Source organism: Streptomyces sp. NPDC043908 (assembly GCF_056435525.1).
In genome coordinates, this window is the sequence record NZ_JBWKEI010000003.1 from 219,522 (window position 1) to 242,340 (window position 22,819).

The 22,819-nt window shown below is 71.9% G+C and carries 24 protein-coding genes; 11 read left to right on the forward strand and 13 right to left on the reverse strand.

Annotation, left to right across the window (positions count from 1 at the left end; translation table 11 throughout):
- The first annotated feature begins 168 nt into the window (after positions 1 to 168).
- Positions 169 to 486, forward strand: a complete 318-nt coding sequence (locus AC069K_RS09005) for a hypothetical protein (protein ID WP_365112665.1) — start codon at positions 169 to 171, stop codon at positions 484 to 486.
- 111 nt (positions 487 to 597) lie between these two features.
- Here the strand turns inward: AC069K_RS09005 and AC069K_RS09010 are convergent, their stop codons facing one another.
- A complete protein-coding gene (locus AC069K_RS09010; RefSeq protein WP_478613752.1) occupies positions 598 to 1,581 on the reverse strand; it encodes a LuxR family transcriptional regulator in 984 nt (327 codons plus the stop codon).
- 199 nt (positions 1,582 to 1,780) lie between these two features.
- Between AC069K_RS09010 and AC069K_RS09015 the strand changes: the two genes are divergently transcribed.
- Positions 1,781 to 3,130: an aminopeptidase P family protein gene (locus AC069K_RS09015; RefSeq protein ID WP_478614445.1), complete on the forward strand. Its 1,350-nt coding sequence runs from the start codon at positions 1,781 to 1,783 to the stop codon at positions 3,128 to 3,130.
- 89 nt (positions 3,131 to 3,219) lie between these two features.
- Here the strand turns inward: AC069K_RS09015 and thpR are convergent, their stop codons facing one another.
- The gene (thpR, locus tag AC069K_RS09020; RefSeq protein ID WP_478613754.1) at positions 3,220 to 3,813 is read right to left on the reverse strand and encodes an RNA 2',3'-cyclic phosphodiesterase; all 594 of its coding nucleotides are present in this window, start codon (positions 3,811 to 3,813) and stop codon (positions 3,220 to 3,222) included.
- A gap of 91 nt (positions 3,814 to 3,904) precedes the next feature.
- Entirely contained in the window at positions 3,905 to 4,753 is an 849-nt protein-coding gene (locus tag AC069K_RS09025) for an aldo/keto reductase (RefSeq protein ID WP_478613756.1), read from the reverse strand.
- 389 nt (positions 4,754 to 5,142) lie between these two features.
- Here AC069K_RS09025 and AC069K_RS09030 point away from each other — a divergent pair, with 389 nt between their 5' ends.
- Positions 5,143 to 5,784 (forward strand): HhH-GDP family DNA glycosylase, encoded by a 642-nt coding sequence (locus AC069K_RS09030; protein WP_478613759.1) that lies wholly within the window; start codon positions 5,143 to 5,145, stop codon positions 5,782 to 5,784.
- A gap of 30 nt (positions 5,785 to 5,814) precedes the next feature.
- Here the strand turns inward: AC069K_RS09030 and AC069K_RS09035 are convergent, their stop codons facing one another.
- From AC069K_RS09035 to AC069K_RS09055, 5 genes are all read right to left on the reverse strand, one after another.
- The gene (locus AC069K_RS09035) at positions 5,815 to 6,180 is read right to left on the reverse strand and encodes a nuclear transport factor 2 family protein (RefSeq protein WP_478613761.1); all 366 of its coding nucleotides are present in this window, start codon (positions 6,178 to 6,180) and stop codon (positions 5,815 to 5,817) included.
- A 106-nt stretch (positions 6,181 to 6,286) separates the two neighbouring features.
- On the reverse strand, positions 6,287 to 7,795 hold the full coding sequence (proP, locus tag AC069K_RS09040; protein WP_365112681.1) for a glycine betaine/L-proline transporter ProP: 1,509 nt from the start codon (positions 7,793 to 7,795) through the stop codon (positions 6,287 to 6,289).
- A gap of 234 nt (positions 7,796 to 8,029) precedes the next feature.
- A complete protein-coding gene (locus AC069K_RS09045) occupies positions 8,030 to 8,827 on the reverse strand; it encodes a SigB/SigF/SigG family RNA polymerase sigma factor (RefSeq protein ID WP_365112684.1) in 798 nt (265 codons plus the stop codon).
- Between the two features lie 482 nt (positions 8,828 to 9,309).
- A complete protein-coding gene (locus tag AC069K_RS09050) occupies positions 9,310 to 9,756 on the reverse strand; it encodes a DUF2267 domain-containing protein (RefSeq protein ID WP_365112686.1) in 447 nt (148 codons plus the stop codon).
- Between the two features lie 216 nt (positions 9,757 to 9,972).
- A complete protein-coding gene (locus AC069K_RS09055; RefSeq protein WP_478613766.1) occupies positions 9,973 to 10,404 on the reverse strand; it encodes an Hsp20/alpha crystallin family protein in 432 nt (143 codons plus the stop codon).
- A 128-nt stretch (positions 10,405 to 10,532) separates the two neighbouring features.
- Between AC069K_RS09055 and AC069K_RS09060 the strand changes: the two genes are divergently transcribed.
- Positions 10,533 to 11,216, forward strand: coding sequence for a type III effector protein (locus AC069K_RS09060; protein WP_365112691.1), 684 nt, complete (start codon positions 10,533 to 10,535; stop codon positions 11,214 to 11,216).
- Positions 11,217 to 11,281: 65 nt separating this feature from the next.
- Here the strand turns inward: AC069K_RS09060 and AC069K_RS09065 are convergent, their stop codons facing one another.
- Entirely contained in the window at positions 11,282 to 12,226 is a 945-nt protein-coding gene (locus tag AC069K_RS09065; RefSeq protein ID WP_478613770.1) for a LysR family transcriptional regulator, read from the reverse strand.
- Positions 12,227 to 12,362: 136 nt separating this feature from the next.
- Here AC069K_RS09065 and AC069K_RS09070 point away from each other — a divergent pair, with 136 nt between their 5' ends.
- Both AC069K_RS09070 and AC069K_RS09075 read left to right on the forward strand, forming a co-directional pair.
- Entirely contained in the window at positions 12,363 to 13,616 is a 1,254-nt protein-coding gene (locus tag AC069K_RS09070; RefSeq protein WP_478613772.1) for an MFS transporter, read from the forward strand.
- An 80-nt stretch (positions 13,617 to 13,696) separates the two neighbouring features.
- Entirely contained in the window at positions 13,697 to 14,290 is a 594-nt protein-coding gene (locus AC069K_RS09075; protein WP_478613776.1) for a DUF4291 domain-containing protein, read from the forward strand.
- Positions 14,291 to 14,328: 38 nt separating this feature from the next.
- Here the strand turns inward: AC069K_RS09075 and cpt are convergent, their stop codons facing one another.
- On the reverse strand, positions 14,329 to 14,862 hold the full coding sequence (gene cpt, locus AC069K_RS09080; protein WP_478613779.1) for a chloramphenicol phosphotransferase CPT: 534 nt from the start codon (positions 14,860 to 14,862) through the stop codon (positions 14,329 to 14,331).
- Positions 14,863 to 15,004: 142 nt separating this feature from the next.
- A complete protein-coding gene (locus AC069K_RS09085) occupies positions 15,005 to 15,454 on the reverse strand; it encodes an SRPBCC family protein (protein WP_478613782.1) in 450 nt (149 codons plus the stop codon).
- Positions 15,455 to 15,647: 193 nt separating this feature from the next.
- Between AC069K_RS09085 and AC069K_RS09090 the strand changes: the two genes are divergently transcribed.
- Positions 15,648 to 16,028, forward strand: coding sequence for a hypothetical protein (locus AC069K_RS09090; RefSeq protein ID WP_365114525.1), 381 nt, complete (start codon positions 15,648 to 15,650; stop codon positions 16,026 to 16,028).
- A 107-nt stretch (positions 16,029 to 16,135) separates the two neighbouring features.
- Here the strand turns inward: AC069K_RS09090 and AC069K_RS09095 are convergent, their stop codons facing one another.
- On the reverse strand, positions 16,136 to 17,230 hold the full coding sequence (locus AC069K_RS09095; RefSeq protein ID WP_365114527.1) for a carboxylate-amine ligase: 1,095 nt from the start codon (positions 17,228 to 17,230) through the stop codon (positions 16,136 to 16,138).
- 143 nt (positions 17,231 to 17,373) lie between these two features.
- On the opposite strand from AC069K_RS09095, the gene AC069K_RS09100 reads away from it, so the two are divergent.
- From AC069K_RS09100 to AC069K_RS09115, 4 genes are all read left to right on the forward strand, one after another.
- Positions 17,374 to 17,703 carry a DUF6479 family protein gene (locus AC069K_RS09100; RefSeq protein WP_358830927.1) on the forward strand — a complete coding sequence of 110 codons (330 nt, stop codon included), beginning with the start codon at positions 17,374 to 17,376 and terminating at the stop codon, positions 17,701 to 17,703.
- 173 nt (positions 17,704 to 17,876) lie between these two features.
- The gene (locus AC069K_RS09105) at positions 17,877 to 18,293 is read left to right on the forward strand and encodes a CBS domain-containing protein (protein ID WP_358830926.1); all 417 of its coding nucleotides are present in this window, start codon (positions 17,877 to 17,879) and stop codon (positions 18,291 to 18,293) included.
- Between the two features lie 48 nt (positions 18,294 to 18,341).
- On the forward strand, positions 18,342 to 18,893 hold the full coding sequence (locus AC069K_RS09110; protein WP_478613789.1) for a type 1 glutamine amidotransferase domain-containing protein: 552 nt from the start codon (positions 18,342 to 18,344) through the stop codon (positions 18,891 to 18,893).
- Complete coding sequence (locus AC069K_RS09115; protein ID WP_478613792.1) at positions 18,890 to 20,980, forward strand: catalase; 2,091 nt, start codon at positions 18,890 to 18,892, stop codon at positions 20,978 to 20,980. The genes AC069K_RS09110 and AC069K_RS09115 overlap by 4 nt, the downstream gene beginning before the upstream one ends.
- Before the next feature lie 97 nt (positions 20,981 to 21,077).
- Here AC069K_RS09115 and AC069K_RS09120 read toward each other — a convergent pair whose 3' ends face one another.
- Positions 21,078 to 22,604: an FAD-dependent oxidoreductase gene (locus tag AC069K_RS09120; protein WP_365114534.1), complete on the reverse strand. Its 1,527-nt coding sequence runs from the start codon at positions 22,602 to 22,604 to the stop codon at positions 21,078 to 21,080.
- Between the last annotated feature and the right edge of the window lie 215 nt (positions 22,605 to 22,819).

Sequence of the window (22,819 nt, forward strand, 5' to 3'; positions counted from 1 at the left end):
CGACCCGGGCCGACTCGCTGCGGACAACCCGAGAAGGACCGAGAAGGACCGAGAAGGACCGAGGAGGAGGGGCCCGAGTGGGGGAGTGAGGTGGTTGGTATCGCCGTCTCGGGGCATTCCAAGGGGATGCCCCCGGCGACCGCGGGGGCCCGCATGGCAGGAGTTTCCATGACCGACTACGTCATCACCGTGCCGGGTACGTTCGTCCACGGCATCACCGACGACCAGCGTGCCGCGGTGGAGCGCAAGCTGCGTCCGCAGGACCCGTCGAACACCGACTTCGGCGAGAACGAGGAGCTCAGCCTCCTCACCCTCCAGGACGGCAACATGTTCTCCGTCCGGCTGGAGGTGGAGGCAGCCACGCGCGACGAGGCCGAGGCGAAAGCCGTGGACCTGGTCTCCGCCGCCCTGCGCGACACCGGGCTGGCGGAGGACGACGCACCTCTGGGGCCCGCGGCCGTCACCGGCATCGACCGCGAGTTCTGAGCAGGGGCGGCCGTGACGCGGCCCGATGGGGCGTCAACCGGTCCGGCTACGGGCTCAGTTCGGCGCATACACAACCTGCCGGGCACGCTCCCGTCCCGACGCCGACCCGCGTCACAGCCATCCCTGCCGCTGCGCCTGCAACGCCAGCTGGAAGCGGTTCGCCGCGCCCAGGCGTGCCATCAGGATCTGGAGCCGGCGGAAGAGGGTGCGGCGGCTGAGGCCCAGTTCGCGGGCGATGACGTCGTCGCCCGCCCCGCCCGCGAGCAGCCACAGCAGTCGGCGGTCGGCCGGGGGCAGACCGCCGGGGCGGGCGGTGCTGCCGTGGAAGGGCAGGGCGTTCTGCCAGGACTGCTCGAACAGGGCGATGAGCGCGGAGAGCAGACCGCACGGCTGGACCACCAGCATGGAGTTGTGCACATCGGCCTCCTTGATCGACAACGACACCAGCGCGTACGCCTCGTCGATGATCACGAGCTTGACCGGAACCGACGGCAGCACCCGGGCCTGCTCCCCGGCGTTGACGCACGGCTCGACGGCCTCCTTCAGATGCCCCGGGTACTCCAGGGACGCCCGCGAGTACACGACGCGCTGCGTCACCCCGCGCGCGAGCGTGGCCAGCGCGTCGTCGGTGGCGCCCGACAGGGGGAAGTACGGCGGTGACTCGAACTGGCGGATCTGCTCGCGGGCGCTCGCCCAGGCCTGGCGCATCCGGGGGCCGACGGCGTCACCGGTGACGACCTCGACGAGGTGGTCGTTGTAGGCGGCGAGCCGCTGGCGCCGGAACGACTCGAAGGCGCCGCCGACGGCGATGCGCGACTCCTCGACCTCCGCAGCCCGGTGCCGGGCCAGGATCTCCAGACCCGCCGCGGGCGGAACCGGCGCCACCACGTCCCCGCCCTCCTCGGCGGCGCTGGCCAGACCGGCGTCGACCAGCTCGCCGTACGCCGCGGTGAGGGCCGCGCCCTCCAGGCCCGCCGCCGCCGCGACCGCGCTCAGCGGTGCCGGGGCCAGCTCCAGCAGGGCCAGGTAGACCCGGGCCGCCGAGGGGTCGATGCCCAGGAGCCGCAGGGCCTCGCCGAGTTTCGCGTGCGTCATGGGCCTCATTATCTGCCCCGCGCCGCACCGGGCGTGGCCGATCCGTGCCAGTGGCACTCCTCGGCGCCCGGCCCGCGCGGCGCGGAGTACCGTCCGCGCAGAACGCACCCCCAGCTCCCTCCAGAGGAAGGTGTACGCCGTGGCGAAAGGCCGGAAGAACGGTCTCTACTCAGGGATCTCCGAGGAACTGTCCGCGCTGATGCGGACGGGGTGGGCGGACACCGAGCGGCGCGACCTGCGGCCCGACGAGCAGGTCCCGTACGCGGCCGCCCGCCGCGCCGCGCTCTCCGCGCGCTTCCCGGGCGAGCGCCTGGTGATCCCCTCGGGGAACCTCAAGGCCCGCTCCAACGACGACAGTTACCCGTTCCGCCCGTACTCCGGCTACGTCCACATGACCGGCGACCAGGCCCGCGACGGCGCGCTCGTCCTGGAACCCCGGGCGGACGGCGGCCACGACGCCTACTGCTTCCAGCTTCCCCGGGACAGCAGGAACGACAACGAGTTCTGGACCGGCTCCACCGCGGAGCTGTGGATGGGCCGGCGCCGCTCGCTGGCCGAGTCCGAGGTCGTCCTCGGACTGCCGTGCCGTGACGTGCGCACGGCAGCCGACGACCTCGCCGCCTCCGGCGCGCCGACCCGGATCGTGCGCGGGATCGACCCGGCCCTGGAAGCGGCCGTCGCCACCGACGAGGAGCGCGACGACGAGCTGGAGGAGGCGCTCAGCGATCTGCGCCTGGTCAAGGACGACTGGGAGGTGGGAGAGCTGCGCAAGGCCGTCGACTCCACCGTGCGCGGCTTCACCGATGCCATCGGTGAGCTCTCCCGGGCGATCGCGTCGTCCGAGCGGTGGATCGAGGGCACGTTCTTCCGCCGCGCGCGCCTGGAGGGCAACTCCGTCGGCTACGGCACGATCTGCGCCGCCGGTGAGCACGCCACGATCATGCACTGGACCGACAACGACGGCCCGGTCCGCCCCGGGGAGCTCCTCCTGCTCGACGCCGGGGTGGAGACGCACACCCTCTACACCGCCGACGTCACCCGCACGCTCCCCATCAGCGGCACCTTCACGCCGCTTCAGCGCAAGGTGTACGACGCGGTGTACGAGGCACAGGAGGCCGGGATGGCGGCCGTCAAGCCCGGCGCCGCGTACCGCGACTTCCACGAGGCGTCCCAGCGCCATCTGGCGGCCCGGCTCGTCGAGTGGGGCTTCATCGAGGGCCCGGCGGAGCGCGCCTACGAACTCGGCCTCCAGCGCCGCTTCACCATGGCCGGGACCGGCCACATGCTCGGTCTGGACGTCCACGACTGCGCGCAGGCCCGGAACGAGGAGTACGTCGACGGCGTCCTGGAGCCGGGCATGGTGCTCACGGTCGAGCCCGGCCTGTACTTCCAGCCGGACGACCTGACCGTCCCCGAGGAGTGGCGCGGTATCGGCGTCCGTATCGAGGACGACCTCCTCGTCACGGCCGACGGCCACGAGAACCTCTCGGCGGGCCTGCCGCGGTCGGCGGACGAGGTCGAGGAGTGGATGGCGCGCCTCGCGGGCTGAGACCCCCACGGGGATCGCCGCCCGCTCCCATCCGGCACACCGGCGCACCGGCACCGGCCCCCGCTCGTGGACGGCGGCGGGCCGGGACGTCAGGACGGGCCCGCGCCGAACCGCCACGCCGCGATGTCCCGGTAGTGGATCGGCCCGGGCCCGCGGCCGACGTTGCTGGCGACCAGGTGCAGGCGTTCCGCCTCCCAGGTCCGGCCCGTGAAGCCGGCGAGCGAGGCGGCCAGCTCCACCACGCTGGAGGTGTCGTCACGGCGTGCGCGGGCCAGGGTCAGATGGGGGCGCAGGGGCCGGTCCTCGAAGGCCACGCCGCACGCCCTGATCACGTCGCGGACCTCCTTGGTGAGCAGGCGCAGCCCTTCGACGTCCCCCTCGATCCCGCTCCACAGCACCCGCTCGTCGAAGTGCCCGCCGCCGCGCAGCGCGAGTCCCAGGGGCCGGCTCGCCGCCGCCAGAGCGGCGAGCGGCGGCTGGAGGAGCGGGACGGTCGCCACCGGGAGCTCGCCGAGGAACGCCAGGGTGATGTGCCAGTCCTCGATACGGTTCCACCGCAGACGGGGGTAGGTGGCGTAGGCGGGCGCCAGTTCGCGCGCCAGCTCCTCCTTGGCGTCGTCGGGCGGGGCGAGCGCTATGAAGACGCGGACGGTCGCGGGCCGGGACTGGGACTGTTCGTTCACGCATGACTTCGTACACCATCGGCCGCGGGAACGGAGTACAGGCTGCGCCTGGAAGAGCCGCCCGCCGTCCCTGGGTGGTGCGGCCCGCCGGTCAGTCGTCGAGGGTGCTGTTGCCGAGCCGGCCGACCATCACCGGGTCGCGGTGGTCGAAGAAGAGCGAGGCCCCGGTGTCCAGGGTGGCGACCGCCGCCATCTGGTCGGCCGTGAGCTGGAAGTCGAAGACGTCGAAGTTCTCCGCCATGCGCTCGGCGCGGACCGACTTGGGGATGACCACGACCTCCCGCTGGATGAGCCAGCGCAGGACGACTTGGGCCACGGACTTGCCGTGCGCGGTGGCGATCCCGACGAGTACGGGGTGGGTGAAGAGGTTGTTGCGCCCCTCGGCGAACGGCCCCCACGACTCGATCTGGACCCGGCGCCGGCGCATCAGCTCCTGATCGGAGGTGCGCTGGTGGAAGGGGTGCGTCTCGACCTGGTTGACCGCCGGTGTGATCTCGTTGTGGTCGATGAGGTCCACGAGCCGGTCGGGGTAGAAGTTGGACACGCCGATGGCCCGGACGAGCCCCTTGTGGTGCAGGCTCTCCATGGCCCGCCAGGAGCCGTAGACGTCGCCGTAGGGCTGGTGGATCAGATACAGGTCGAGGTGGTCCAGGCCGAGCTTGCGCAGCGAGGTCTCGAAGGCGCGCCTGGCCCTGTCCTCACCGGCGTCGGAGACCCACAGTTTGGTGGTGACGAACAGGTCGTCGCGCGGGATGCCACTGCTCCTGATGGCCCGCCCCACGGCCTCCTCGTTCCGGTAGGCGGCGGCGGTGTCGAGCGAGCGGTAACCGGCGGCGAGGGCGTCGGTGACGGCCTGTTCGGTCTCCTCGGCCGGGATCTGGTAGACGCCGAAGCCGAGGATCGGCATCTCGACACCGTTGTTCAAGGTGACCGTCTGCATGGGGCGGGTCCTTCCGTACACAGGGCCTGGGGCACGCGCTGACGCTGTCCAGCCTGCCCCCTGGTACCGGCGACAGGCGGAGCGAAGCGCGGGGCGGCGAGCCGGATGGGCCGTTCGGCGGGGACCCGGCGGGCGCCCGGAGGCGTCCGGGGACGGCCGGGGACGGCCGGGGACGGCTTGGCGTCCGTTTCCCCGAGCCACCGCCTGTCACGCGTGTGATGGTTGGGGGGAGAGGGGTACTCGGGCGGGTGACCGGCGAAAGAACCGGAGAACCTTGGGCGCCCCGCCTCCCCACCGCGAGGGCCCCGTATCCCGCCCGGATCAGACCTGACCCGACCCGACCCGACCTGACGTGACCCCTTGGTCCCCACTGCGGCGGAAGGAGCACCATGGCACCGCGCGTCACGGCCGAGCGCCTGTTGCAGGAGTACGGAAAAACCCACGCGGAGGAAGCGGGCATCCACCTGCGGGACACGCCGCCCCCGCTGTACCAGCTGCTGACTCTGTGCGTGCTGTTCTCCGTCCGGATCAAGGCCGACATCGCGGTCGCCGCGGCCCGTGAGCTGTTCGGGGCCGGGATGCGTACGCCCCAGGCGATGCTCGCGGCCTCCTGGCAGGACCGCGTGGACGCGCTCGGCCGCGCGCACTACCGCCGCTACGACGAGAGCACGGCCACCGCCCTCGGCGCCGGAGCCGAGCTTCTGATGGACCGGTACGGCGGAGACCTGCGACGGCTGCGCGAGAAGGCCGACGGCGATCCCGTCCGGGTGCGCGAGCTGCTGCGGGAGTTCCCCCGGATCGGGCCGGTCGGGGCCGACATCTTCTGCCGGGAGGCCCAGGGCGTGTGGCCCGAGCTGCGCCCCGCGTTCGACGACCGGGCGCGGCACGCCGCGGGCGAGCTGGGTCTGCCCGGGACGCCCGAGGGGCTTGCGGAGCTCGTCGCCGCGGAGGACCTGCCGAAGCTGGCGGCCGCGCTGGTACGGGTGGAGCTGTCCAAGGGGGCGGTCGACGCCCTGCGCGAGACGGGGTGAACGGCTCCTCGAAGCCACCCCGTCCGGGGCTCAGCCGCCCGGCGTGCCCTGGTGGAAGTACAGGCGCCATCCTGACTCCGTCAGGCGCCACAGCGAACTCCGCCGCGCCCGACGGCCCGCGTGCTCGGTGGCGTACGTCAGATGGACCACGCCCGGGGCGAGGACGACGCCGGACATCTCCGCGACGTGGACCGGCGCGTCGTCGGACACCGTGCCGTCGCCCGTCGCCGCCAGGATCGAGTTCCGGTCCCAGTGGCGCCCGGATGCCCCGATCTCGGTGAACTCCGGATCGAGAAGCTCCAGCACCCGCTCCTCGCAGGCCCGCACCTGAGGGTCGAGGAGCCGCAGCTCCCCGTCCACGGCCGCCCGTACGTCCTGCTCACGCTCGTCCGTCATGCGGAAACCCTAGGTACCGCGTGGACCACGGTCCAGCCGGTTCTTCACGCGATCGGCGTCACCGCGATCCGGGATGCGGCAGGCCCGGCCGCCCGCGCGCCCCGAGTCAGTCGTGGCGGTCCCCCGGTGGCCGGGCCCAGGGGTGGCGGAGGCGGATCCAGATGTCGCGGGCCTGGCGGCCCGCCGCCGTGCGGCTGTGGGCGATGACGCGGTGTGCCTCGTCGGGGGTCTCGACCATCGGGCCGGAGCCGCGCAGTGGCTTGCCCGCCGTCTCGTGCAGGAACAGCGTGGAGACGAGGCCGATGACCCCGGCCACCATCAGGTAGTACGCCGGTACCAGGTCGTTGCCCGTCACTTCCACCAGCGCGGAGGCGAACAAGGGCGTCGTGCCGCCGAAGAGCGACACCGAGATGTTGAAGGCGATGGACAGGGCTCCGTACCGCAGCCGGGTGGGGAACAGGGCCGGCAGGGTGGAGGCGGCCGTGCCCGCGAAGCAGACGAGCAGCAGGCCCAGGATCGCGCAGCCCAGGGCCGGAAACAGGATGCCGCCCTCGCGGATGAGCAGGAACGCCGGTACGGCCAGCACGATGAGGGCGATACTGCCCGCGAGGAACACCGGCCTGCGGCCCCAGCGGTCCGAGGTGTGGCCCACGGTCGTGATGGTAAGGACCACGAGCAGCATGGTGCACAGCACCAGCAACTGCGCCGTGGTGTCGTCCTGGTCCAGGGCGACCGTCATGTACGTGGGGAGGTAGGAGGTCACCATGTAGTTGGTGACGTTGTACAGCAGGACGAGACCCATGCAGATGAGCACCGCGTGCCAGTGCCGGGTGAAGATCTCCTTGAGGGTTCCCTTCGCCGTCGGAGAAGCCTCCTCGGCCGTGGGGTTCGCGCTCTCCGCGGCTGCGTAGGCGGCCTCCTTCTTGAAGGCCGGTGTCTCCTCCAGCTTCATCCGCATGTACAGGCCGATGAGGCCGAGCGGTCCGGCGACGAAGAAGGGGATCCGCCATCCCCAGTCCTCCAGCCCATCGGTGCCGAGCACCGCGGTGAGGACTGTGACCAGGCCGGACCCCAGGGCGTAACCGACGAAGGTGCCGAAGTCGAGCCAGCTGCCGAGGAAGCCCCGGCGCCGGTCGGGCGCGTACTCCGCGATGTAGGTGGTGGCTCCCGCGTACTCGCCGCCCGTCGAGAAGCCCTGGACGAGCCGGCAGAGGAGGAGCAGCAGGGGAGCGGCGACACCGACCGCCGCGTAGGTGGGGAGGAAGCCGACGGCGAAGGTGCTCGCCGCCATCATGATCATCGTCGCGGCGAGCACCTTCTGGCGGCCGATGCGGTCGCCGAGCGGGCCGAACACCAGGCCGCCGAGCGGGCGGACCAGGAAGGCGGCGGCGAAGGTGGCGAAGGTCGAGACGACCTGGACGCCCGGTGAGCTCGCCGGGAAGAAGACCTTGCCCATGGTGCCGGCCAGATAGGCGTAGACGCCGAAGTCGAACCACTCCATGGTGTTGCCTAGGGCCGCCGCCGTCACCGCGCGGCGCACCTGGGGCCGGTCGGCGACCATCACGTCGGCGGTGCTCAACGAGCGCTTGCGACGCCGGAGCAGCGTACGGAGCATCTGGTCGGTCCGCGCACGGCCCCGGCCTGATCCGGGCGGACGACGGGTAGGTCCTGGCATGGGGAGGGGCCTCTCTGCCGGGGCGCGGCGCGACGCCGGTGCCCCCTCATTCTTCGAGGCAACAGGACCCTTGGGCATGTCTACTGGTCTCTCCGGGTGAATCGTGTACGGGTACGGGTACGCGTATGCGCGCCTCTGCGGCAGGGCGCGGCGCGGCAACAGCAGCCGCGGGTGTCAGGCGGCGTGTTCCGCGAGTGCCTCGCGGCGGACACGGGTGCAGGTGCGGTTGAGGAGCCGGGAGACGTGCATCTGGGAGATACCGAGCTCAGCGGCTATCTGGCTCTGGGTCATGTCGTTGAAGAACCGCATGTAGAGGATCTGCGACTCGCGCTCGGGCAGCGCCCGCAACGCGGGCTTGACCGCCTCCCGGTCGAGGACGGTGTCGAAGCCGGGCTCGGTCGTCCCCAGGGTGTCGGCCAGCGACAGTCCTTCACCGGCGCCGCTCCCGGGTCCTGACTCGGCCTCCAGGGAAAGGCTCTTGAAGGAGTCCAGGGCTTCCAGCCCGTCCCGGACGTCGTCCTCATCGAGGCCGCAGTGCGCGGCCAGCTCGGCGATGGTGGGCTCGCCGGGGTGCGCGGCCTGGAGCTGCCGGCGCGCCGCGCGGACCTTGTTGCGCGCCTCCTGGACGCGGCGGGGGACGTGGACGGCCCACAGGGAGTCGCGGAAGTGACGCTTGAGTTCGCCGTTGATGGTCGGGATCGCGTACGCCTCGAACGCGCCGCGCGCCACCTCGTACCGGTCGATGGCCTTCACCAGCCCCATCGCCGCGACCTGGTACAGGTCCTCCAGCTCGGCGCCCCGGTTGCGGTACTTGCCCGCCAGGCGCTGGGCCATCGGCATCCACTGCGCCACCAGGTCCTCGCGCAGCGCGTCGTGTTCCGGGCCCCCGTCGAGGGAGTTGAGCCGGGCGAAGGCGTCATGGGTGTCAGGGGCGTCGTCGTGGTTCCGCTTGCGAGCGAGGCTGTGGGGCATGGCTCGGGCTCCTGCACGTCGGGGGTGTGGGTGACGCCGCCGAACCTCATGTGGCCAGGGCGCGTCCGGAGTTGACGACCCCGGAACACACGCGTCCAGCGGGCGTGCCTCCGGTCCGAAGCACGACTCGCGCCTGCCCCGCTCCCCGGTGCGAAAACGTCTGCGTTCGGGCCCGGCCGCGTACCGGCCCCCGAACGGGCCGGACCGCACCAGGAGCCTAAGCAGGGCGCGGGTTCGGGGCGAGGCGGGTGACCCATTCGGCGGACACCGGTACGGGCGGGCCGGGGGTACGAGCGGGCCGGGGCACGCACAGGCGGGGCACGCACGGCCGTGGGGCGCGGGAGCGTGGCAGCAGCGCATCGGCCGGAGCCGCGGGGTGGGGTGGTGCGGCTCCGGCCGGATCTCGACGGTCAGGGGGATGTGCGGGGTGGGGATGGGGAGGGAGCGCGGGCCACACAGAAGAGGGCGGCGCCCCGCCCGGCCTATGCGGCCTGGGTCAGCTCGGCGCGGCCGAACAGGAGCGCGTACCCGGCTGGGAGTTGGTTCAGGATGCGGGTGAGGAGCTCGGGGCCGGCCAGGGCGGCGATCGCGGACAGGACCGAGCCGGTGTCCCAGCGGGTGGTGGCGAGGGGCGCGCCGGCGCGGCCTGCCAGGTCCTTGACCAGCGCCCAGCCGCTGAGCGGCTGCACGTCGGGCACCTGCTCGGTGAGGACGCGCGCGGCCTCGTGGGGCAGCCGGGCGGCCAGCTCGACGCGTTCCTCACCGGTCAGTTGGCGTCCCAGCCCCGACACGACCAGCCGTACGGCTTGCTCGGCCCGCTCCCGGGTCGGATACGCGCCTTCGTAGCGGACCTTCTCCAGCAGCTGCTCGTAGGTCATCGCCCGTGCGGGCCGCGGTGCTGTCTGCAGGTCGGAGATCACTGCGGTCATTGCCTTTCTGTCGCCGAGGACGTGAGGGGGGAGGGGGTGAGGGGCCGGGGAGGGGGCCCGGCGGTCGGGGCGGCGCGCCGGGCGGGGGAGGGAAGGGGGACGGACCGGGGGGCCGGGGGGCAGTCCGTCCTCCAAACCGTCCGGCCTGGCCTGGTCCGGCCTGGTTCGGCTCGGCCTGGTCCGGCCTGGCCCGGGTCCAGCCCGGCCCGGACCGGCTCAGGCGCGGATCTCCTTGCGGGACGACTCCCCGCCGACGGTGATCTTGCGGGGCTTGGCGCGCTCCGCGATCGGGATGCGCAGGGTCAGCACGCCGGCCTCGTAGTCCGCCTTGATGCGTTCGGTGTCGAGCGTGTCGGCGAGGACGAGCTGACGGGAGAAGGCGCCCATCGGCCGCTCCGACAGCTCCGTCTGCACGCCGTCGGCCTTCGCGACGGGGCGGCGCTCGGCCTTGACGGTCAGCATGTTCCGCTCGACGTCGATGTCGATCGCCTCCGCGCTGACGCCCGGAAGGTCGAAGGCCACCACGTACTCGTCGCCCTCGCGGTAGGCGTCCATCGCCATCGCGGACGGCCGGGACCAGTTGCCCGGGGTGATCAGCTGCTGGGCCAGCCGGTCGAGCTCACGGAAGGGGTCGGTGCGCATCAACATCGTGAAACACCTCCAGAAGGTTCGGGCAGTACCTGCCAATGCGCCTCACGCAAAACGTTGTACCATGTCATCCAATGGATGACAAACACGGTGTCGTCGACAGGACGACAGCAGGGAAGGAGGCCCCCATGGCAGGCGCTCAGCAGCCGTCCTCTCCGAGTGACGAGGCCCGGAGTCCGGCCTCGTTCCTCGCCGCAGCGGCGGCCCTGGAGACCATCGACAACGCGCTGCGCGCGGCCCGGGACGAGGGGCCCGGCGGCACGTCCGCCATCGGCGGCGACGGCCCGGAACAGGCGCTGGCGTCCCTGCTGTTGCTGCGCCAGGTCCGTGAGCAGCTCGCCGGCTGGGAGACCGGCCTGATCGAGACCGCCCGCGAGGCCGGCGCCAGCTGGGCCGACCTCGCCCACCCCCTCGGCGTCGCCAGCCGCCAGGCAGCCGAGCGCCGCTATCTGCGCAACCGGCCCGGCCTCGCCGGAAGCACCGGTGAGCAGCGCGTCCAGGCCACCCGCGAACAGCGCGCCGCCGAGCGCACGGTCGCCGCCTGGGCCCGCCACAACGCCGCCGACCTGCGCCGTCTCGCCGGCCAGATCACCGCGCTCACCGACCTCCCCGCCGCGGCCCGGATACCGCTCCGCCGCCTCGACGCGGCCCTCGGCCAGGAGGACCCGGCCGATCTCATCCATCCCCTGACCGCCACCCGGCCCTATCTGGCAGGGCCCCACCCCGACCTGGCCGCCCGGCTCGACGCCCTCCCGAAGGCGGATACGGGCAGCGGCGCGGGGACGGGGAGGGGCACGGGAACCACCGGCTGAGCCAGCAGGGCGGGCCGGCTGCCCGGCACCGTCATGCCATCCGTACCGTCATCTCATCCGTCACGTCATCCGTCTGTCCCGCGCTGGGCCCAGCCGGGCGCCCACGTCCCGGTGGGGGAGTGGCCGGCCCGCCGGGTGCGGAGGTCGGCGCGGAGCGCGGCGAGGGCGGGGTGCGTGTTGTCCCGGTGCCAGATCAGTGAGTGGGGGTACACCGGGGCCGGATCCCGTAGGGCGATGCGGCGCAGACCGTGGTCCGCGGGCCAGACCAGATGGGTCCGCTCGCCGACGAAGGTCGCCAGGGACGGGGAGTCGGCGATGGTGTCCAGCAGGGGCTCGGTACCGAAGTCGGGCCCGGTGATCTCGATGGTGAGGGCGAACGCGGCGGCCAGGGCGTCGTAGTAGGCGCCCCACTCGGTGCCGGGAACGAGTCCGGGCATCCAGATCCGGTGCCCGGCGAGTTCGGCCGGGGTGACCGCGCGCGCGGCGGCGAGTGCGTGGGCCGGGCCGGTGAGCAGGTGGATCGGCTCGTCGAAGACCCGCGCGGCCTCGATGTCGTCGGGGAGGCGGCGGCCGGGCATGGTGACGGCCCGGAAGGACGCGTCGATCGTGCCGGAGCGGACGGCGTCCACGGCCGCGTCCACGTCGAAGAGCGTCACGACGTCGAGCTCGGCGGCGGGATGCACCCGGCGGAAGTCGCGCAGCAGGGAGGCCGGGGCGAGCCGCCGCCCGATCACGTCGACGCGCAGCGCCCGGCTGCCGGGCCGGACGGAGGCCAGAGCCCGCTCCTCGGCCCGCAGGAGGTCGCGGGCGTGGGGCAGGAAGGCCTGCCCGTCGATGGTGAGCGTGGCGCCCCGCGCGCCCCGCGTGAACAGGCGCACGCCGAGGCTCTTCTCCAGCGTGGCGATCCGTTTCGAGACGGCCTGCTGGGTGACCGACAGCGCCGCGGCGGCGTCCTGGAAGCGCCCTCCGTCGGCAACCGTCACGAAGGTGCGCACAGCGTCGAGGTCCACGTCCGCGATCGTAGGGGGACAACCATCGGTTGTGCCGTCGGGGCTGTACGGTTGTTTGCTTTCGACGTCCGCTCCTCGCTTTGATGCCGGAGGTCGGCGCGGGGTTGTACGGAGTGGGCGAGGGGCGTGGCGGGGCATGCGGGGTGGACGGGCGCTGGGGCGGCGCTTCGGATGGTTGTGGGCGGCGTTCGCGGTCAGCGCGTACGGCTCGGGGCTCGGCTTCGGCGCGTTCCCCCTGCTCGCGGTCGTCGTGCTGCACTGCGGGCCGGTCCAGGTGGCGGCGCTGGCCGCGGCGGGGCGGGCGGTGGGCGCGCTGGTCGCGGTTCCGCTGGGGCCGTGGATGGAGTTCCGCCGCAAGCGGCCGGTGATGGTGGCGATGGACCTGATCCGGTTCGCGGTCCTGATGAGCGTCCCCCTGGCGTTCGCGCTCGGCCGCCTCACCTTCGTCCAGCTCCTGGTCGTCTCCGTGGTGACCGCCGCGGCCGACATCGCCTTCAGGGCGGCCTCCGGCGCGTACCTCAAATCGCTCGTACCACCGGAGGACCTGCTCGTCGCGAACAGCCGCTTCGAGTCCACGACGTGGACCGCGACCACGGTCGGCCCCCCGCTCGGCGGCGCCGCGATCGGACTGCTCGGCCCGGTGACGACCGTGATCGCGGACGCGGTCAGCTATCTGCTCTCGGCCCTGGGCATCCGCGCCATCGGCGGGACCGAACCGCCCCCGGCACGAGCCGCCGCACCACGGCTGCGCGCGGGCGACCTCCTCGAAGGGTGGCGCCACATCCTGAGCCACCCCACCCTGCGCCCGCTGTTCCTCAACACCCTCGCGGTCAACGGCCTGATCATGGTCGCCGAGCCGCTGATGGCCGTCCTCCTGCTGGACCGTCTCGGATACGCGCCCTGGCAGTACGGGCTCGTGTTCGCCTCCCCGTGCGTCGGCGGTCTGATCGGCTCCCGTCTCGCCCGCCCCCTCGCGGCCCGCTACGGGCAGCACAGGGTGATGCTCACGGCAGGGGTGCTGCGCGCGTGCTGGCCCGTCGGACTGGCCTTCGTCGGCCCCGGCGCGCCCGGAATCGTCCTGATCATCACCGTCCAGCTGGGCCTGGTGACGTGCTGCGGCCTGTTCAACCCGCTGCTGGCCACCTACCGCCTCGAACACACCGACCCCGACAAGCTGGCCCGCACGCTGGCCGCGTGGTCGATCAGCAGCAGCGCGGCGATCGCGGCGCTGACCGCCGCGTGGGGCCTGCTGGCGGCCACCACCAGCCCCCGCACGGCGATCGCGGGGGCGGGGGTCCTGTTGCTGGCCACTCCGCTGCTGCTGCTGCCGCGGCGGAAGGGGACGGTGGCGCGGCAGGGGAAGGAGGAGCAGACGGTGAGCGTCACATGACGCCGCCCCCATCGCTCTGCGGGGCCCCGTAATTCGATATTCGATGGCGTACGTGAAGCGGTGTCTCCACTCTACTGATCATGGACGAACCGAAGCACCAGATCCGGGCCCAGTACACCGACTCGACCATCACCGTCTACCAGGCGTACGCCCCCGGGATCGGCCTGCCCGCGGCCCGGGAGGGCCGGTTCCCGGAGGCGTGGCAACGGGACCGGATGACCTGGATCAAGCCTTCGTTCCTGTGGATGATGTACCGCTGCGGATGGGGCACCAAGGAAGGCCAGGAGACCGTCCTGGCCGTGGAGATCACCCGGCAGGGTTTCGCGTGGGCCCTGGCACACGCCTGCCTCTCCCACTACGTGCAGGACCTGCATGCCGACCACGCCGAGTGGAAGCGCCAGCTGAAGCGGGCTCCGGCACGGGTGCAGTGGGACCCCGAACGCGACCTGCGCCTCCAGCCCCTGCCCCACCGCTCGCTCCAGCTTGGCCTCTCCGGCGAGGCGGCACACCTCTACGCCGACGAGTGGATCGTGTCCATCAAGGACGTGACCCCACTGGCCCGCACGATCCACGCCCACGTACGGGACGGATCCCTGAAAACCGCCCGCGAACTCCTGCCCCCGGAGCGGCCCTATCCCACCGCCCAAGGACTCCTGGCGCACCTGGGCGGGTGAAGCGGCCGGGCCGTGACGGAGGCCGGTTCTGCCTGCGGTCAGGCCGCGTGGGCGGCGATCGTTCGCGCACACACCAGGGACTCGGTGTGTGTGGTGTCCACCTCCAGGTCGTACGTCACGCCTTTGTGCACCGCCGTCGCCTGTGCCGCGGCCATTCCCCGTACGCGGTCTCCGCGGGCCAGCTCGCGGCCCGCGGCCACGGCGGCGTCGCACCTGACGCCCACCCACAGCGCCGGCAGTCCGCCGAGGGCCTTCCGCCACCGCTGCTGGGAGTCGGCGCCGCCGAGGAACACGTCGTCGATGATCACTCGGGCGCCCGCGCGGACCATGGTCGCGACGCCCTCGCGCCAGGCCGCCTCCAGCGCCAGGAAGTCCGCCCCGACACTCACCCCGCCGTCCGCGCCGATCGTGATCCCTCCGGCCGAGCTCCGCATCCTCGCGGGCAGGGCGTCGACGTACGAGTCGCACCCGAACGCCAGCCACGGATCGGGGAGTACGGCCTGGAGGCACCGTACGATCCCGGACTTCCCCGCGCTGGAACCGCCGTTGAGAATGATCATCCGAGTCGTCATCGCGCCACCGTACGGGGCTGCCCTCGCCGCACGAAAAGCATTTCCGGCGGTGGTGCCACCGCAACGTGCCCGACCCCCTGCTGTCCGGGTGGGCGCAGCAGGGGGTCGGGCATGTGTTCCGGGAGCGGATTCCGGGGCTGTCTCAGACCTGTCCGCGCCACGCGCCGGTCTCGGCGCCGCGGGACTCGATGAACTCCTTGAACCGCTTCAGGTCACCGCTCACCTGGCGCTTCACGAACCCGAGCTTGTCGCCGACCGTCTCGGCCAGGCCCTCGGGGTCGTACTCCATCTGAAGCATCACCTTGGTGGTGTTGTCGTCGATGCGGTGGAACGTCACCACACCCGCCTGGCGGACATCGCCGCCGACGGTGGTCCAGGCGACGCGCTCGTCCGGGATCTGCTCGGTGATCTCGGCGTCGAACTCCCGCTTCACGCCGTCCACGCTCGTCACCCAGTGGGTGAGGGTGGAGGTGCGCTGCTCGATGCGCTCGACGCCGTCCATGAACTGGGGGAAGGACTCGAACTGGGTCCACTGGTCATACGCGGTGCGAACCGGGACGGCCACCTCGACGGACTGCTCTACCTGCGACATGCACTGCCTCCTGCGTCTCTGGTGGGTATCGGGGTCTTCTGCGGACAGCGGGTACCCCGCTCCCACGCGATCACTCGGCCGGGACGCGAGACGGCGCGAAGAGAGTGACACCGCGCCGGTTTCACCCTTGCCCTACGGGTACCTGCGGGACGTCGACCCTGGTGACCGATCAGGAGGGACGGAGGTACGGATCATGGAACCCACCCTCGGTACCGAGGCGCCCTCGGCGCAGCACGTGCACGTCGTGCTGGGCGGCTGCTCCGCCGGCGACGCCGAAGCGGTCCTCGCGAGCCTGCACCGGTGGTACGCCTCCGAGCGGGGAGTCACCGCCCCTTCGACGCGTGACATCTCCGCGCACCCGACGGTGTGGACCGCGATGGTCGACACCTCCCACCGCTCCGGCGAGGTGGAACCGGTGACGCTGGGGGAGAGCGTCACCGTGAACATGCAGGGCGGACCCGGGGCCGTCGGCCGGCTGCGTGACACCTTCGCGCAGGCCTTCGCGGTGAGCGACGACGGTACGGCCTCGGGCGACCAGGAAGTGGATGTGCAGCTCCATCTTCGCAGCCGATGATCGGCTTCCGGGTCGGTTTCCGGCTCGGCTCTCGACCCGGCGTCCGGTCGGCTTCCCGGTCGGTTTCCCGTTCTTCGCCGCTGGGCCCCCGCCGCCGGACCACTGCCTCAGGCCAGCAGACTCTGGCTGGTGATCAGCTCCCGTACCGCGGGCATCCCGCCCTCGGCGAAGGCCTTCTGCTGCCGGTCCGCCCCGGTTCCCTCGCGCAGCAGCCGGTGGAGCAGGGCGTCCACCTCACGGGTGTCACCCAGCGCCTCCAGCGCCGGGCCGATGTGCTTCATGAGCATGCACAGGACATCACCGCACCTGCGCAACTGCCCGTCGGGCGTGACCAGCTTGCCGGTCAGGCCGTCCCGGGCGGCGCGCCACGTGGCCGCCTGCAACAGCTCGCCCGGGCACTCCGGAACCGGCACTCCTTCCTTCTGCTCACGGATCGCCGTGGCCACCAGGGCTCGTACGATGGCGGCGAGCAGCACCGCGTCGTCGGCCCGCAACTGCACGTCCAGGCACCGGACTTCCACGGTTGGGTAGTTCTCGCTGAGGCGGGCGTGCCAGTACAGCTGGCCCCGGTCCATGACGGCCCCGGCCGCCTTCAGTGCCTGTGCGCGGCTCTCGTAGTCGTCGAGGTCGACGAAGCGCGGCGGCGGCCCGCTGACCGGCCAGCGGCTGAAGACGAGGGTGCGCCAGCTGGCGAATCCGGTCTCGTGGCCGTCCCACAGCGGGGAGTTGACCGACAGGGCGAGCAGGGTGGGCAGCCAGACGCGGATACGGTTGAGGACCGCGACACCCACCTCGCGGTCCGGAACCCCCACGTGCACGTGCATGCCGTTGATCAGCTGCTCGTCGACCAGTTGCCCCGCGTTGATGTGCATGGCCCGGTAGCGCGGGCGCTCGGTGACGGGCACGGGAGTCTCTCCCACGTCGGGGGCCGCCCCGACCGCGGCGAGCCGGCAGTCGAGGCCCTCGGCGGCGGACCCGACCGCGTGCCGCAGCCGCAGCAGATGGCCGCCGAGCTCCTCCAGCGCCTGGCAGACCGGCGTGGCCACCTCCACCTGGGCCTGGAGCAGCTCGGGCTGGACCTCGTCCTCGTCGACGGCGGGCCCCAGTCCGGCGGCTGCCCGTACACCTTCGGAGCGCGCAACCGGCAGCCCGGTGGTGGGATGCACCAGGAGATACTCTTCTTCGACCCCAAACGTGAGCATGGCCTGCGGGTACCCGCCCGGCGCTGTGTGAACCGTATTCACTCGGCGCGCTGTGCCAGGTGCGGGAGGAGTGCGTCGGGGACTCAGTGGGGGCGAATTCACCCACCACCGTTTCGTGCACGGCTGCCGGGTATCCGCCAGTCATGACTTTGCGCAACACAGAACTGGCCGCGTCACGGGACCTGGCGGTCGGCGTGGCTCCCTTCGTTGTCGGTGTGCTCCTCGTGGCGCTGCTCATCGCCCTGGTGTGGCGTGGGCAGCGCAAGCGGCGGGCCCGGGTGCCGCGTCCGGAGGAGCAGCCCCGGCTCCCCGAGTCCGGGCCGGTGGGCGAGATCGTCGAGCAGCGCGAGCCGGACGCCGTACCGCAGGACGGCGAGCGGCTGAAGCCGCACGGACTGCACGGCTACGGGAACTCCGGTACGCGCACGGCGGGCACCCAGCAGGAATCGCCGACCGGCGATCGCGATCGCTGAGCGGGGTGGCCGGGGCGTCGGCGCGGGCGACGGGCCCCTTTCCGGCCGCGCCGGAGCGGGCCCTTTCCGCCGATCGACGACCTGGCCCGTTCGGCGCGTTATCCGGTGGGCGGTCCGGGGCACCCGGCGGCCGACAGACCAACGCGCCGCACACGGAAGTGAGGAGCAGGCACATGACCACCGCACGCGACATCATGACGCCCGGCGCCCAGTGCGCCTCGGCGACGGAGTCCGTCCTGGAGGCGGCCGTCAAGCTCACCGAGCTCGGCGTGGGCGCGCTGCCCATCTGCGGCAGCGACAACCGTCTGAAGGGCGTCATCACGGACCGTGACATCGTCGTCAAGGTGCTGGGCGCCGGCAAGGACCCCGCCGCGACGACGGCCGGTGACCTCGCCCAGGGCGAGGCCGTCACCATCGGCGCCGATGACGACGTGGACGAGATCTTCCGGACGATGAGGACCCACCAGGTCCGGCGGCTGCCCGTCATCGACGGCCACACCCTGGTCGGCATGGTCGCCCTGGCCGACGTGGCCCGCTCGCTGCCGTCGCCGGAGGTCGGGGACCTCCTGGAAGCGCTGTCGACCGGCTGACGGTCCGGGGCACGGACAGGCACACGCACACGAAAGGACCGAGTACACATGCGGATCGCATTCCTCGTCGCGCCCGAGGGCGTGGAACAGAAAGAGCTGACCGAGCCGTGGCAGGCGGTGCGCGCCGCGGGTGGTGAACCCGTGCTGGTCTCCACCGAGAAGGGGGAGATCCAGGCGTTCAACCACCTCGACAAGGCGGATACGTTCCCGGTCGACGAGGTCGTCGGCGAGGCGGACGCGGCGCGGTTCGACGGCCTCGTCCTTCCCGGCGGCGTCGCCAACCCCGACTTCCTGCGGCTCGACGAGAAGGCCGTGGCGTTCGCCAAGGCGTTCTTCGACCTGGGCAAGCCGGTCGCGGCGATCTGTCACGCGCCCTGGACGCTGGTGGAGGCCGACGTGGTGCGCGGACGGGTCCTGACGTCCTGGCCGAGTCTGCGTACGGACATCCGCAACGCCGGCGGTGAGTGGGTCGACGAAGAGGTGAAGGTCTGCGACCACGGGGCGAACGTCCTGATCACCAGCCGCAAGCCCGACGATCTGCCCGCCTTCTGCAAGGCACTGACAACCGAGTTCGACAAGGCCGGGAGGACCGTTCGGTGACCGACCCCAAGCGGACGCAGCGTGACGCCTTCCGGGCGCACGACCCGGCATCGGGCCCGCTCACCACCGACCAGGGAGTCGTCGTGGACCACACCGACGACTCCCTGCGGGTGGGTGAACGCGGACCCACCCTGCTGGAGGACTTCCACTTCCGCGAGAAGCTCACCCACTTCGACCACGAACGCATTCCGGAGCGCGTGGTGCACGCCCGCGGCGCGGGTGCCTACGGGTATTTCCAGCCGTACGAGTCCTGCGCGGACTTCACCCAGGCTGCGTTCCTCCAGGACCCCGACGTCAGGACACCGGTGTTCGTCCGGTTCTCGACCGTTCAGGGCCCGCGCGGATCGGCCGACACCGTACGGGACATCCGCGGATTCGCCACGAAGTTCTATACCTCGCAGGGCAATTACGACCTGGTGGGCAACAACGTCCCGGTCTTCTTCATCCAGGACGGCATCAAGTTCCCCGACTTCGTGCACGCGCTGAAGCCCGAACCGCACAACGAGATACCCACCGGCGCCTCCGCCCACGACACCCTGTGGGACTTCGTGTCGCTCCAGCCGGAGACGCTGCACGCCATCATGTGGCTGATGTCGGACCGGGCCATCCCGCGCAGCTACCGGATGATGCAGGGCTTCGGGGTGCACACCTTCCGCTTCGTCGACGCGAACGGGAAGGGCACCTTCGCCAAGCTCCACTGGAAGCCGAAGCTCGGCGTCCACTCGCTGGTGTGGGACGAGGCCCAGGAGTGCCAGGGGCGCGATCCGGACTTCAACCGCCGCGACCTGTGGCAGGCGATCGAGGCGGGCGCCTTCCCCGAGTGGGAGCTGGGCGTCCAACTCGTGCCGGAGGAGGACGAGTTCGCCTTCGACTTCGATCTGCTGGACGCCACCAAGCTGATTCCCGAGGAGCTGGTGCCCGTCCGCCCCATCGGCCGGATGGTCCTCGACCGCAACCCGCAGAACTTCTTCGCCGAGACCGAGCAGGTCGCCTTCCACACGGCCAACGTGGTGCCCGGTATCGACTTCACCAACGACCCGTTGCTCCAGGCCCGTAACTTCTCCTACCTGGACACCCAGCTGCTGCGCCTGGGCGGCCCCAACTTCTCCCAGCTGCCGGTGAACCAGCCGCTCGCGCCCGTCCGCACCAACCATCGCGACGGCCCGCACCAGGGCGTGGTCCACTCCGGCGCCACCAGCTACACCCCCAACTCGCTCGGCGGGGGCTGCCCCGCGGTCGCGGGCGGCAACGCGGACGCCTACCGGCACCACGCCGAACGCGTGGACGGGGAGAAGATCCGCCGCCGCAGCGCCAGTTTCCAGGACCACTACAGCCAGGCCGCGCTGTTCTGGAACAGCATGAGCGACTGGGAGAAGCAGCACATCGTCGAGGCCTTCCGCTTCGAGCTGGGCAAGGTCGAGGCGATGAGCGTCCGTGCCCGCACCGTCGAGGTGCTGGCCTCGGTGGACGGGAGGCTGGCCCGGGAGGTGGCCGAGGGCATCGGTGTCCCCGTACCGAGCCAGGGCACGGACCGGTACAAGGGGAGTTCCCCCGCGCTCAGTCTGGAGTCGCTGCGCGGCCCGGGATCCCTCAGCACCCGCCGGATCGCGCTGCTGGTGGCGGACGGGCTGGAGACGGAACACCTCGCGCCGATCCGTGAGGCACTGACGTCGCAGGGCGCGATCGTGGAGGCCATCGCCCCGCACGACGGGAAGATCACCGGCCTGGACGGTAGTGGCTATGTCGTCGACCGGGCCCTGCCGACCGTCGCCTCGGTGCTCTACGACGCGGTCCTGCTGCCGGACGGCCCGCCCGGCGACTCCCCGCTGATCACCGAGGAGGCAGCCGTCCGCTTCGTCCGGGACGCCTACCGGCACGGCAAGCCGATCGGCGCCCTCGGCTCGGCGGTCGCCCTCCTGGACCGCCTGGGCATCTCCATCGACAAGGGCCGGGGCGTCGCCGCCGACCACGGTGTGGTCACCGATCCCACGGCCCGGCCTTCCTCCGGTGGCGAGGAGTTCGCCGAAAAGTTCACCGAGGCCGTCGCCGCACACCGCCACTGGAACCGGCCGGCCCTGCTGCGCTGACCCAGCGGCTCCGACGGCTCTGTTCGGAGAGCGGAAAGCCCCCCACGGCACTGCCGTGGGGGGCTTTCCCTGTCGACCCGGCCAAGGGCCGGCGCCGTCACACCTTCCGCTGCCCCAGCGGACGCGTCGCGGGGCCCTGGATCACCTTGCCGTCGGTGTCGAAGCGGGAGCCGTGGCACGGGCACTCCCAGGTGCGTTCCGCACCGTTGAAGGCGACCAGGCAACCCATGTGCGTGCAGCGCGCCGACACGGCGTGTGCCTCGCCTTGTTCGTCGCGGTAGACCGCGCACCGCTCGCCGTTCACGCGGACCACGGCCCCGTCGCCCGGTTCGATGTCGGAGACGTCCTGGACCTGCGGCGGGCGCAGCCGGTCGCCCACGAAGTGGCGCGCGACCTTCGCCTGGTGCTGGAGGAACGCGGGAGCCTGGCGTACGGCGCTGAGGACGCGCGTCGGGTCGTACAGACCGCTCCAGGGAAGCGGTTCGCCGGTGATCTGCGAGGTGAGGAGGCGGCTCGCCATGATGCCGCCGCTCATGCCCCAGCCGCCGAACCCGGTGGCCACATACGCGTGCGAGGCCCGCGGATGGAGGCGCCCGACCATGGGCACCTGGTCGGTGGGGTCGGTGTCCTGGGCGGCCCAGCGGTGGGTGATGGTGATGCCGGGGAAGTGCTGGCGCGCCCACTCGGCGAGCTGCTCGAACCGCGCGGGCGTGTCGGCCGCGCCGGGCGTGAAGCTCTCGCCGGTGACGATCAGCAGCCGCTGCCCGTCCTCATAGGGCGCGGTCCGCACCGAGCGGGTGTTGAGCTCGGGGGTGATGTACATGCCTCCCGGGTCCCGGTCGGCGGCGATGGGCGCGGCCACGACGAGTTCACGGTGCGTGGACAGGCGGGTGAAGAGCAGGGCCCGGTCGAAGATGGGGTAGTGGGTGGCCACGACGACGTCGCGGGCCGTGACGGTCACTCCCGTATCGGTGGTGACGCGGCAGGGCTCGCCCTCGTCGAGGCCGACGACGGTGGTGTGTTCGTAGATCCTGCCGCCGTGGGCGAGCAGGTCGTCGACGAGCGCCAGGAGGTATTTGCGCGGGTGGAACTGGACCTGGTCCGCCAGCCGTACGGCGCCCGCCACGGGATACGGCAGCCCGGTCTCCTGGACGTACTCGGCGGGCAGTCCCGCCGCCCGGGCCGCCTCGGCCTCGGCCCGCAGTTCGCCGGTGCGCCTGGTGTCGCGCAGATAGGTGTAGGCCGGGACGCGTTCCCAGTCGCAGTCGATGCCGAGGTCGTTCACGACGGCGGCGGCGTGTTCCAGGGCGTCGGTCTGCGAGCGCGCGTACAGCTGGGCGGCCTCCGCGTCACGGGTGCGCAGCAGCCGGGCGTACGACAGGCTGTGCAGGGCGCTGAGTTTGGCCGTGGTGTGGCCGGTGACGCCCTGGGCGATCCGGCCGGCTTCGACGACCACCACACCGCGCCCGGCGCGGGCGAGTTCACGCGCCGTGCTCAGACCGGCGATGCCCGCTCCGATGACGACCACATCGGCTTCGGTGTCCTGGCCCAGGGGTGGGAGGGGAGTGCCGCCGGGAGCGGTCTCGATCCAATACGATCCCCCGGTTGCCCGCGTCTCATTCATGCGCACCGGGTGCCCGCCGACGGCCTGTCGACACCTCGGGGGAGCGCCCGCCCACGGGGCGTCCCATCAGGGTGTGCGGCGGGGGGGGGGGGGGGGGGGGGCCCCCCCCCCGCCCCCCCAGGAACGTTTTCTTTTTGCTGCGTAGGGTCCCCTTTTTTTTGGCTCTTTTCCCTCCTTAGGGACCGTCGAAGGTTTTTTATCTTGTCTTCGTCGCG